General features: G+C 35.3%; 9 protein-coding genes. 4 read left to right on the top strand and 5 right to left on the bottom strand.

All coding sequences use genetic code 11. The features are described from left to right. Nucleotides 1-320: 320 nt before the first annotated feature. Together KUA55_RS00805 and KUA55_RS00800 are read right to left on the bottom strand one after the other, a co-directional pair. Nucleotides 321-1,763 (bottom strand): hypothetical protein, encoded by a 1,443-nt coding sequence (locus tag KUA55_RS00805; RefSeq protein WP_218324269.1) that lies wholly within the window; start codon nt 1,761-1,763, stop codon nt 321-323. A gap of 514 nt (nt 1,764-2,277) precedes the next feature. Continuing rightward, the gene (locus KUA55_RS00800) at nt 2,278-4,101 is read right to left on the bottom strand and encodes an FIVAR domain-containing protein (RefSeq protein ID WP_218324268.1); all 1,824 of its coding nucleotides are present in this window, start codon (nt 4,099-4,101) and stop codon (nt 2,278-2,280) included. A gap of 478 nt (nt 4,102-4,579) precedes the next feature. Here KUA55_RS00800 and KUA55_RS00795 point away from each other — a divergent pair, with 478 nt between their 5' ends. The 4 genes from KUA55_RS00795 (at nt 4,580) to KUA55_RS00780 (ending at nt 9,053) form a co-directional block, all read left to right on the top strand. After that, nucleotides 4,580-5,209, top strand: a complete 630-nt coding sequence (locus KUA55_RS00795) for a helix-turn-helix transcriptional regulator (RefSeq protein WP_218324267.1) — start codon at nt 4,580-4,582, stop codon at nt 5,207-5,209. Nucleotides 5,210-5,220: 11 nt separating this feature from the next. Further along, nucleotides 5,221-6,036 (top strand): pyruvate, water dikinase regulatory protein, encoded by an 816-nt coding sequence (locus KUA55_RS00790; RefSeq protein WP_218324266.1) that lies wholly within the window; start codon nt 5,221-5,223, stop codon nt 6,034-6,036. 76 nt (nt 6,037-6,112) lie between these two features. Beyond that, nucleotides 6,113-8,038 carry a fructose-1,6-bisphosphatase gene (locus tag KUA55_RS00785; RefSeq protein ID WP_218324265.1) on the top strand — a complete coding sequence of 642 codons (1,926 nt, stop codon included), beginning with the start codon at nt 6,113-6,115 and terminating at the stop codon, nt 8,036-8,038. A 73-nt stretch (nt 8,039-8,111) separates the two neighbouring features. Further along, a complete protein-coding gene (locus KUA55_RS00780) occupies nt 8,112-9,053 on the top strand; it encodes an AEC family transporter (RefSeq protein ID WP_218324264.1) in 942 nt (313 codons plus the stop codon). A 42-nt stretch (nt 9,054-9,095) separates the two neighbouring features. Here KUA55_RS00780 and KUA55_RS00775 read toward each other — a convergent pair whose 3' ends face one another. The 3 genes from KUA55_RS00775 to glyQ form a co-directional block, all read right to left on the bottom strand. Next, nucleotides 9,096-9,524, bottom strand: coding sequence for a helix-turn-helix domain-containing protein (locus KUA55_RS00775; RefSeq protein ID WP_218324263.1), 429 nt, complete (start codon nt 9,522-9,524; stop codon nt 9,096-9,098). A gap of 149 nt (nt 9,525-9,673) precedes the next feature. Next, a complete protein-coding gene (gene glyS / locus KUA55_RS00770; RefSeq protein ID WP_218324262.1) occupies nt 9,674-11,749 on the bottom strand; it encodes a glycine--tRNA ligase subunit beta in 2,076 nt (691 codons plus the stop codon). 1 nt (nt 11,750) lies between these two features. Further along, nucleotides 11,751-12,641 carry a glycine--tRNA ligase subunit alpha gene (glyQ, locus tag KUA55_RS00765; RefSeq protein WP_218324261.1) on the bottom strand — a complete coding sequence of 297 codons (891 nt, stop codon included), beginning with the start codon at nt 12,639-12,641 and terminating at the stop codon, nt 11,751-11,753. Between the last annotated feature and the right edge of the window lie 176 nt (nt 12,642-12,817).

Raw genomic sequence — 12,817 nt, 5'->3', positions numbered from 1 at the left:
ATCATTTCAAACGCTAGATAACATTTGTGATGTCAGAATACTCTTGCTTAAAACTTTAGTCAAAATATTAATTATTAGAAATACAAATTAAACAAAGGCTACACAGCTTAAAAATATCAAATAAATTACTTTTATACATAATAATTAAAGATAAAGTATCTAATATTAGATACACTAGTAAGATTGAGCTAAATTTCATTCTAAATCATTCAAATTAACTACTTAATAATGAGTGGAAATTCTAGGGGATTTTGAACTTTTAGCAACAAAAAAAGCCAAACGATTTACATCGTTTGACTTTAAAATCATGTTAGTGATTATTATTCAGCAACTGTTAATGGAGTTTTACCAGTAAACACATCATCACCAGTGATATTAGTGTGCATAGTGTTATCAGTTAAAGCTTCTTTAACTGCCGCTTTCAAAGCATTTACAGCATCGACTAAATCTGCATTATCATTGTCAATATTTGTATCGTTAACAAGTGAATTTAATGTTGCTTGATATTGTTCTACAAGAGCAAGAACGTTAGTTTGAGCACCAGCTTTGAAATCTCCAACTGGAATAGCTTTAATCATTGGAATGATCGCTTCTAAATCATTAAGGTAAATTAAGCCTTCGTAAGAATTAGTCACAGCATTTACGATTGAATTAATTTCTTGTTGAGTTACCGTTAAATTATTAACATCAACACGTTCGTTAGCAATTGCTAATCTATCTTGGAAAGTTTTCCAAGCATCTGCATTACGGTTAGCCCCTAAATATCCAGCTTTTGCAAAATCAGCTTGTTGAGGGTTGATTTCTTCAATTCTATCTAATAAAGCTTGTAAAGTAGCTTTATTATATTTATTTGCATCATCTTGTAACCATTCAACTGAAGAATTTAAGTTATCAGTAGCTGTCTTCACATCTGCTTCGCTAACTTGGTTAACTAAAGCATCTTTAGCTACTTTTAATCTTGCTTGGTAATCAGCCCAGCTTGCTGCAGGATAGTCAGTTTCAACTAAGTTCGCTTCTTCAGCATTTGTGATTGCAGCACGTAATTCTGATTTAAAGCTTTTATCTGAAGCTACTAATAATTGATAAGCAGCATCTACAGCAGTTTGATCAGCATCATCATTAGCTAATACACTTGCAGCATTAGATAAAGCAGTTGAGAATGAAGCAAAGTCAGCATCGCTAACAAAGTCCATACGTCCAAAGTCTCTAACTAAATCATATAAACCTTGTAAGTTAGTTTTATCAACGTTTGATGGATCTTCTGGATCAGTAGTAGGGTTCACACCGTAGAATGCGATTCCTTCATTTGTCCAACCTTGGCCAGTTAACCAGTTTTGTTCCACTGAACTTTGTGTAAAGTTATGAGAACCTACTACAGCATTTGGATTGTAAGCACGGTAGATTGCTACATCTTCAGTAGTTGAAGAGTAGAATGAAGTTCCTTCTTTAGCCCAACCTTGAGCTGCTAACCAGTTGTACTCGTCAACACTCTTAGTATAGTGGTGGTCACCTGCATTTGAGTTATAAACACGATATACAGTATCACCTGAAGTTGGTGTGTTCCAACCAATTCCTTCGTCTGTCCAACCAGACGCGATTAATCCGTCTCTTTCGCTAGCACTTTCAGTGTAAAAATGTTCTCCTGAGTTTGGGTTATACACGCGGTATAATTCGTTAGATGCAGCTGATGCATCAGTCCCTCCGTATACTGCTAAACCTAAACCAATTACTGCTCCAAGACTAAGTAATACAGTCTTCTTCATAAAATTTCTCCTCCTAAAAAATAAAAAGTTGTTTCGTTACAAGAACAACGATACCATAGTTAAAAAAAAAAGCAAAGTAAATTCTTCATTTTTTCTATATTTTTTTCGCATTTATCACAAACAATAGTTATCTATTTAACACTTTATTCTGAAAAAGTTTTCATTTTTTCTTTTTTTGTAATAAAAAACGGTGAAAATAATTATTTCGCAATCCCTAAAATAAGAATTGAAATCCAGCAATTTCCTATTAATAGCAGGTATATTCTTCACCTCAAATATTGAATTAAATTACCCTAAAATTTCCTCTGCATCAAAATAACTATTGGTATTTTTTGAAAATATTTTCAAAACCTTTTCACTAAAAATAGTTCAAATGTTTTTCTTCCAAAAAATTTCACAAATAAAAAAATTCATTTTTTTAGTAAAAACAATTAATAACAATCGTTCTATTTTTTCGCACAAAAAAAGTCAAACAATTTTCATCGTTTGACTTTAAAAATTAAGTTAATGATTATTAAGCTTCAACTAATGGAGTTTTACCAGTTAAAGAAGAGAAATCAGGTTCAGTAACACCATCTTTTAATTTGCCAGTAATTAATGATTTAATAGAATTTACAGCACCATCAATATTACCTTGAGTAGTTGATGCACTACCATCTTTCACTGCTGCAAGAGTATTAGTATACTCTGTGTACTTAGCATTGAATGCTTGAGCATCCGTATCTAATTTAAATGATGAAGCTGAAACTCCTGAAGTAAGGTCTAAAACTGAATCTAAATCTTTAATATAAACTAAACTGTTGTAAGCATTTGTTAAATCAGTTACTGACCAGCTTACATCACCTTGTCCATTTTCAAGATCAACTTTATTAACATCTGCACGTTCTGTAGCAGTAGCTAATGCAGTTTGGAAAGTTTTCCAAGCGTCTTTTGTTCCATCAGCATAATTTGCAGCAAAATCAGCTTCTTGAGGATCAATTTCATTAACACGAGCAACTAGTGCTTGTAAAGCTGTTTTGTCAAATTTAGCACTTTCTAAGTTAGCTACAGCAGTATTCACAGCAGCAGCAGCATTTTTCACTTGACCTGAAGTCATTTGTTTTGTTAATAAAGCTTCAGCATCTGAAATTGATGTTTGATAATCGGCCCATGCTTTTGCTGGGAAATCAGTTTCTACAAAACCTTTTGCTGCAGCTTCTTGTAACGCTGTACGTAAAGCAGTTTTAACACTTACTGATTCTGCATTAGATAATAAAGCTAAAGCAGCATCAATTGTACCTTGTTCAGCATTTGCATCTGCTAACACACTTTGAGCGTGAGTTAATGCTGATGAGAAAGTATCGAAAGCAGCTTGGTCAGCAAAATCATAGGCAGTATAATCTTGTACTAAGTTAACTAAACGATTTAATTCCACTTTTCCATTTTCTTCTAAACCAGCAATCGCTGTGTCTAAAGCTGCTACTTGTGCATCTACTTGTACTTGAGTCGCATTAGCATTATTGAAAACAGTTTCTGCTGCTGTAATTGCATCTTGTAATGCTTGATAGCTTTCGGCAGTGTAATCAGTGCCTTCGATTGCTTTTGCTTCAGTGATTTTAGCTTCTAAAGCTATTTTATCAGTTTCTGCTGGAGCTACTGCTTCTAAAGCTGAAACCGCAACTTGTACTGCATTCACTTGTGCATTTACTTCTGCTTGAGTTGCTTCTGCATTTTCTAAAACAGCTTGTGCTTCATTTAGGACAATTACTAATTGTGAGTAGCTTTCTGCTGTGTAATCAGCTTCGTTTAACGCTAACGCTGAAGTAATTGCTGCTCTTAAAGCATCTTTGTTCACTTCTACTGTATCAGCATTCACGCCATAAAATGCAACACCTTCATTAGTCCAACCTTGTTCATTAACTAACCAATTTTGTTCTGATGAAGATTTTGTAAAGTTATGAGATCCTACAACAGCATTTGGATTATAAGCACGGTGAATCGCTACTTCTTCATTAGTTGATGAGAAGAATGATCTTCCTTCTCTAGTCCAACCTTGACTAGCTAACCAGTTATACTCATCAACACTCTTAGTATAGTGGTGATCACCTGCATTAGAATTATAAATCCGGTAAACAGTATCACCAGAAGTTGGTGTATTCCAACCAAGTCCTTCATCAGTCCAACCTTGGCTTATCAATCCATCTCTTTCGCTGGCACTTTCAGTATAAAAATGCTCACCAGAATTTGGATTATAGACACGATACAATTCATTTGATGCTGCTGAAGCATCAGTACCTCCGTATACAGCTAATCCAAGTCCGATGACTGCACTCAAACTTAATAAAATCGTCTTTTTCATAAAATTCTCCTTCCAATTTGAAAAAAATATCCCTTACAAAATATAGAATAACATATAAAATAATTATTTCAATGCTATTTTCATTCTTTTTCGATTTTATTTTTTTATTATATATTTATGTAAACACTGTCATATAAGCTTTAATTCCGGATTTTACGAAAAGTAACGGTAAGCTATAAATAAATTATAAAACAACATTAAATAACAAATAAAATGTGTTTTTCAGGCGTGATTATTCGTCATAAAAAATGAAATAAAGATTTTTTTTGCTAAAAATCACCAATATACAAATAGTAAATGACATCTTCAGAAAAAATTTCCCTACGATATTTACTTTTTCTGAGATCTCATTTCCCCCCAAATAAAGGTTTTTTTGGATTCTCTCCTTATTATGCGTTTATATATTTTATTTATGTTGTTTATATGCGTATCCAGTGTATAATATGTATTGTATAAAATGATTTAATGGAGGACCTTTATGAATTTATCAGAACGGCAAGAGAAAATTATTGCTATCGTAAAAAAGGAACAGCCTTTAAGTGGGGAGAAAATTGCTGAGCATTTAGGTATTTCTCATGCAACTCTTCGGACAGACCTTTCTTTTCTTACTATGGCAGGAATTTTAGAAGCTAGCCCAAAAGTTGGCTACACGTATACGGGAGTTGGAATTGAACAATTTTTATTTGATAAGATTTTTTCAGTAAAAGTTGGTGAGATTATGTTGTCTCCTTTATTAACACCACAAGATACTTCGATTCACGATGCTATCACCAATATGTTTATGTATGATGTCGGCTCAATCTATGTGACTGACGAAAATAAAAAATTAGTGGGTTTACTTTCCCGCAAGGATTTATTACGGGCGGCATTAAATAGCAATTTACAAAGCACACCCGTGGCAGTTGTTATGACTCGGGCGCCACACGTCAGAACTTGCACCAAGGATTTCACTATTTTAGAAGCTGGTGCTGTTTTATTAGACTATCAAGTCGATTCTTTACCAGTAGTAGATGAAACAGATTCGAAACAAATTGTCGGAAAAATTACGAAATCACGAATTTTTAACTATATCATGCAACAAGCACGACAAACTGAAACCAACCGATAGGAGAGTAAACCATGAAAAAGAGCGTACCATTGTATATGATTTCAGATTCAGTAGGAGAAACATCTTTAAAACTAGTAAATGCCGTCATCGCCCAATTTCCTTCCGTCGATTTTGACACGACGTATCGTTTTCCTTTTACAAAAGACGAAGAAGAGTTACAGGGAATTTTACGAGATGCCTTAAAAGATGGCGCTATCGTCGTGACGACTTTAGTTAGCGATAATTTAACCAACATTGTGACTGCATTCGCTAAGAAAACCGGCCTACAACACATCGACTTCATGACACCTTTTATGGAAATTATTCATCAAAAAACCGGCGTCTCACCTTTACAAGAAGCCGGCGTTGTTCATAAATTAAATCAAGAATACTTTGATCGCGTAGCAGCAATTGAATTTGCTGTGAAATATGACGATGGAAAAGATGCCAAAGGATTCTTAGATGCTGACATCGTTTTATTAGGGATCTCCCGTACCTCTAAAACACCTTTAAGTATGTATTTGGCAAATCATCGCTTAAAAGTAGCCAACTTACCACTGATTCCGGAAGTTCCAATTCCTGAACAAATTCGCCAAGTACCGAAAGAAAAAATTATTGGCTTAATCATTGATCCTGAAGTACAACAAAAAATTCGAACGAGTCGTTTACATTCTTTAGGCTTGGCTGAAAATTCTCGCTATGCAGATTTAGGTCGGATCAAAGAAGAAGTCGACTATGCATTTTCAATTTATGACGAATTAGGTGCTTACGTATTGGACGTAACCACTAAATCAATCGAAGAAGCAGCGACTTTAATTAATGAACACATGGATAATTACATGGAATAATTTACTATATAGTAGAAGAACTTGATGACTAGACTGACGAATATGACGGAAATAATCTTTATTTAGGAGGAAGGAAATGCTATCCACTCGTGAAAAGTATTATCAGATGTTAGAAAAAGAGTTCCATTCAAAAGAAGATGTTGTGACTGAATTAATTAATTTAGAAGCCATTATGAATTTACCTAAAGGAACGGAACTTTATATTAGTGACATCCATGGAGAATTTGGCGCTTTTGACCATATCTTACGGACCGGTGCTGGCAATATTAAAGAAAAGATCAGTGATTTATTTCAAGATCGCTTAACTGAACGAGAAAAGGATCAATTGACTATTTTAGTTGCCTATCCTGTTGAATCTTTAGCTAGTGACTCGCTTTTCTCCCATAAAGATATTTCTTGGTATCGCACGAAAATTCGCCAATTGCTAGAACTTTTAACTTTTTCTTCTACTAAATACACCCGTTCAAAGGTGCGAAAAGCTTTACCAAAACAATTTGCTTATATTATTGAAGAATTAATGTATACAAATACTGCCTATGTTGACAAAGCGGCTTACTATGACGAAATTCTGTCACATCTTTTAGAATTGGAACAAGGCGACGCTTTTATCTCAGCTTTATGTCAAAGTATTCAACGCTTAGTGGTGGATCATTTACATGTGGTTGGCGATATTTATGATCGTGGGCCGGAAGCCGATAAAATTATGGACAAACTTTGCCAGCATCCTTCGATTGATGTGCAATGGGGCAATCATGATATTTTATGGATGGGTGCTTACGCTGGCTCTCGCGCTTGTTTGATGACTTTATTACGGATTGCTGCTCGTTATAATTATTTGTATGAAATCGAAAAAGCATATGCCTTGAATTTACGTCCATTATTTATGTATGCTGAAGAACATTATCAAAAAAATCCTGTTTTTACACCGAAAGAAAAATGTAGCAACGTAAATTATTCGATTGAAAGCCTGGACACACTGGAAAAAGTGCATCAAGCTTTAGCTATCTTACAATTTAAATTAGAAGGTCAGTTGATTAAACGTCATCCAGAATTTGATATGACGGATCGTTTATTATTTGACCAAATTAATTTTGATCAAGACACAATTACTTTGAAAAATAAAACCTATCCGCTACAAGGTAGCTGTTTTCAGACGCTACAAAAAGATTTGTACGCCCTTACGGAGCAAGAAGAATATGTGGTGGATATGTTAATGGCTTCTTTCCAGCAATCTACTAAGATGCAAGAGCACATGAATCTTTTATTGGAAAAGGGCTCGATGTATTTAGTTTATAACCAACATTTATTATTCCATGGGTGTTTACCATTGACTGATAAAGGTGATTTCCTGCCACTTAAAGTCAATGGGATCAATTATCGGGGAAAAGATTTACTACGCTTTTTTGAAGATCAATTGCGGCAAGGTTGTGACTTGCAGATATCAGATAATCCTCATGCTGATTGGTCTTGGTATTGTTGGACAGGAAATATTTCCCCGCAATTTGGTAAGAGTGCCATGACGACTTTTGAACGTTACTTTATTGCTGACAAGAAGACTCATGTGGAGATCAAAAATAGCTACTATAAATTCCGTGACACAAAGAAAACTTGTGAAATGATTTTACAGGAATTTGGTTTGTATTCACCTCATTCAAGAATTATCAATGGGCATACGCCAGTTAAAGTTAAAGGCGGCGAATCTCCCATTAAAGGTGAAGGCATGTTGTTTGTGATTGATGGCGGTTTATCAAAAGCCTATCAAAAAACAACTGGGATTGCCGGCTATTCCTTATTAAATAACTCTTATGGTTTTCAAATTGTGACCCATGATCCTTTTTATTCAATTGAAGACTTAATTGAAACTCAAACGGATGATACTTCATTGAAACGGGTAATCGATCATGATATTTCCCGCACCATGATCCGTGACACCACAATTGGTGAAAGTATTGAGGAGCAAATTGAAACCTTAAAGGGCTTTTTACATTACCAAATGAACTAAACAAGCAAAAAAATTCCTGCTTCGACTTTATGAAGCAGGTTTTTTTGTGTATAGTATTTTTGAGGTGTATAACATGTTGTCTGCATATATAAATATTTTAATGATTTTTGCTTTAATGTTCTTAGGTTATTTCTTAACCTACAAACAATGGTTCTCTAATCAAATTGGCGATGTTTTTTCAAAATTGGTTTTAACGATTGCGTTGCCTACCAATATGTTTTTGACGATTACCCGTAATTTTACCCACGATCAATTTTTAGCTTTGATCCATGGCGCAATTATTCCTTTGATCTCGATGCTGATCACCTTTTTCATCAGTTGGATCTACATCAAGCTTTTTAAAATTACTCCTAGTCGACAAGGATCTTTTGCTACAATGTTTACTTGTTCCAACACAATTTTTATTGGCTTACCGATTAACTTAGCGATCTTTGGAGAAAAAGCGGTACCGAATGTTTTGATATATTATATTGTTAATACAACCATCTTTTGGACGATTGGCATTTATTGTATTGCCCGCGATAATCCCAACATCCAACAGGCTAAAGTCAATTTTCATTTTCTGCCGGTATTAAAAAAGATTTTTTCTCCTGCGCTATTAGGCTTTGGGATTGGTTTGGTTTGGGTATTATTAAGCTGGCAAGTACCTGCTTCAGCTGAAATCTTCTTGACTTATTTAGGAAATTTAACTACGCCTTTATCGATGTTTATCATTGGTATCATTGTTTATAATGTTGGCATTAAGAATTTAACCATCAATAAAGATATTATCGGCGTCTTGATCGGTCGCTTTATTCTTTCTCCTTTGATTGTTTGGGGGCTGGGTCAGTTTATTGAAGTACCTACTTTAATGCTACAAGTTTTTATCGTACAATCGGCGATGCCGGTACAAAATTCGGTACCGATCCTGACTCGTTCTTATGGTGGCGATCAAGAATATGCTGCTTCGGCACTGGGTTATTCAGTGTTACTTTATCTTGCTTATATTCCACTATTATTGAAATTACTTTTATAAAAGATAAAGGTCCGGCAAAATTTAATTTGCCGGACCTTTCGTTTATTTATTTTTGGCTTTTTTAGCAATGATGCGAATCACCGCCATTGAAACTATTGCAGCGGCAGTCATACCATAACCCATGCCATTAACAAAATCAGCTAAATGGCTATTGTAATTACTACCGATTAAATAGTTTCCAATAATTAAGATGACCCCTAAAATACCAAATAATAAAAATTTCATCTGCGCCTTATTGCTACGTTTTTCTGTTTTAATACTGTTCATCACTTGAACGTCCCCCTTGATTAATTCATCTAAGGACAAGTCATAAACTTCGCTTAAAGTAACAAGGCTATAAATATCTGGCAGACTCTTTCCGGTTTCCCAGTTAGAAATAGTTTGACGGGAAACCTTTAATTTTTCAGCAATTGCTTCTTGGGTCAAGCCAATATTTTTTCGATGCTGCTTTAGTTTTTCATGAAGTTCCATGTCTCGCTCCTTACATATACTTTAATCAAGATTTTCAAACTATTCAGCCAAAAGTCTTGTACATCAAGCTTTGTCAAAGTTTTTTGACAGCTTAATAAGAATCTTTTTCAACTAAATAAGAGATTGTCAAAGCAGTTTGACAGTCAATTTTATTTAGTAATGATTTTTTCGATACTAGCTAGTGCTTTTGCCATATCAGCGATTTTACTTAATTGTAGTAGACGATTATTACGAACTTTTTCATCTTCTACCATTACCATAGTGTCATTGAAATAACGTTCGATTACTGGTCGTAAACCAATCAAGGTCTGATAATTTTCAGCCATATTTTGGTTACCAAATTCATCTTCCACTTCTTTGATCGCTGCGTACAACTCACGTTCACTATCATTTTCAAAGAGACTTGGATCAATTTTTCCTGTTAAAGGCTGATCGGTTTTCTTCGTTAAATTAATGACACGGGTCAAAGCTTCCATCGCTTCTTTGAAGAATTCATCTTTAGTATGTTGGCTAAAAATTTGCGCAATGTCAAAAATTCGAGTGAAATCATCTTGATTAGAATCCACCACAGCATCAATAACATCATGACGAATATTTTCTAATTGTAGTCGTTGACGTAAACGACCTTTAAAGAAATCGATCAATTCTTTTTGATCTTTGTTAAAGTGAATCCCGAATAAGCCTTCATCTGCATTAATCGCATCCACCACAGCGCCTTGTAGTTGACCAAATGGAAAAGTCCAACTTTTATCTTCAATGATGCGGACGATCCCATATGTTTGACGACGTAACGCGTAAGGATCATTTGAGCCACTTGGAATCATCCCAACTGCAAAGAAACTCAAGACAGAATCTAACTTATCGGCAATCGCTAAAACTGCCCCAATATTTGATTCTGGCAAGGCACCTTCAGCAGAAATTGGTAAATAATGTTCTCGAATAGCTTGTGCCACAGCAGGATTTTCGCCTTGTAACAAAGCATATTTTTCTCCCATGATGCCTTGTAATTCTGGAAATTCTCCCACCATATTCGTGACTAAATCAAATTTGTAAATGCCAGACGCTCGTTTTAAGTCAGTTAATTCAGTTTCAGATAAACCAACTTGTTTGCCAATAATTTGCGCAATTACAGTCACCCGTTGCATTTTTTCATAAATACTACCGATTTTTTCGTGGAAAGTCACATTTTTTAATTTTTCTACCAATTGATCAATCGTTAATTTCTTATCTTCTTGATAGAAAAATTCACCATCTTCTAAACGAGCGGTTAAGACTTTTTGATTACCTTTTATGACATTGTCTAATTTCACATTGTTACCGTTACGAACTGAAATAAAATGTGGTAATAGTTGACCGGCTTCATTACGAACTTCAAAATAGCGTTGGTGTTCCTTCATAGAAGTTACCAGCACTTCTTCGGGAATTGATAAGAAACGCTCTTCAAAATCCCCCACAAAAGCCGTTGGATACTCCACCAAATTGGTGACTTCTTCTAATAAACCAGCATCTAAATCCAATGTCCATTTATTTTCTGCAGCTAACTCTTCGATTTGCGCCACAATCACCGCTTGACGTTTTTGTCCGTCAGCAATTACAAATTGTTCTGCTAATTTTTCTTCATATTCATTAGCATTAGCCAATTCCACGCTGTCACCTAAGAAACGATGGCCTTCAGTGGTGCGTCCAGATGTTACATCAAGTAACTCCATCTCAATCACTTCATCATTTAATAAAGCGACAATCCAGTGAATAGGACGAATGTATTCAAATTCAGTAGTTCCCCAATGCATCATCGTTGGGAAAGTCAAACTTTTAATAACTTCGACCAAATCAGCCAAGACTTCTTTACTTTCTTTACCGTGAATATATTTGGTCACGTAAACATATTCTACCCCTTTGATTTCTCTAAAAGTAATCGCATCAGTCGTCAGACCTTGTCCGCGGACAAAACCTTCTGCTGCTTTACTCCAATTACCCTCAGCATCTTGAGCGATTTTTTTAGCGGGTCCTTTCACTTCTTCTTGCACATCTTCTTGCCGGTCAGGAATGTTCGTGACTCTGACAGCCAAACGACGTGGCGTCGAAAAAGTTTCAATTGTGTCATAAGTTAGACTGTGCTCTTCTAAAAATTTTGCCACTTTGGTTTGAAATTGCTTAATAGCAGGCCAAACAACGTGAGCCGGCATTTCTTCTAATCCAATTTCTAATAGTAAGTTTTTCGCCATTTTATTTGACCTCCTGATGATTTAATAATGGGAATCCTAGTTTTTCTCGTTCTGCAACGAAAATTTTAGCGACCGACTTCGCCATATTTCTGATACGGGCCAAGTAACCAGCTCGTTCAGTTACAGAAACAGCGCCCCGAGCGTCTAATAAGTTAAAAGTGTGGCTACATTTTAAAATATAATCATAAGCTGGATGAACCAAATCTTCATCAATACAACGTTTTGCTTCTTTTTCAAATTTATCAAAGTTTTCTAGCAACATTTCTTGATTGCTTTCTTCAAAAGAATATTTTGAATGTTCATATTCAGGTTGTTTGAAGATTTCACCGTATTTCACATCATTTGACCAAATCAAATCATAAACACTTTCAACTTCTTGGATATATGAAGCCAAGCGTTCAATACCGTAAGTAATTTCTGAAGTGACTGGATGACAAGGTAGTCCACCAACTTGTTGGAAATAAGTAAATTGGGTAATTTCCATACCATCTAACCAAACTTCCCAACCAACACCGGCACAACCCATCGAAGGATTTTCCCAGTTGTCTTCAACAAAACGAATATCATGCTCTAAAGGATCAATCCCAAGTAAACGCAGGCTATCCAAATAAAGTTCTTGAATATTTTTTGGTGAAGGCTTCATCACCACTTGAAATTGATGATGTTGGTATAAACGATTGGGATTTTCACCGTAACGTCCATCTGCTGGACGACGAGATGGTTCTACGTACGCGGCATTCCAAGGTTCTGGTCCAATTGCCCGTAAAAAAGTATAGGGACTCATGGTTCCCGCACCTTTTTCAGTGTCGTAAGCTTGCATCAATAGACAGCCATTGTCTGACCAAAATTTTTGCAAAGTTAAAATCATTTCTTGTACTGTTAGTTTACTCATGTTTTTCCTCCTTCTAAAACAACAAAAAGTCCCTATGTCTCGACGACATAGGGACGTATCAACGCGGTTCCACCCTACTTCCAAGAAAAATCTTGGCAGCTTTTAAAGTTGTGCTCACAAATGCCTGCGACAAAAAGTTTTCTTATCTGGCTTCCACTTTTCCAGACTCGCTTAAA

This window comes from Enterococcus alishanensis (assembly GCF_019218635.1).
GTDB lineage: Bacteria > Bacillota > Bacilli > Lactobacillales > Enterococcaceae > Enterococcus_A > Enterococcus_A alishanensis.
Note: the sequence above shows the minus strand (reverse complement) of the source record. Positions and strands in the feature narration are given on the sequence as shown.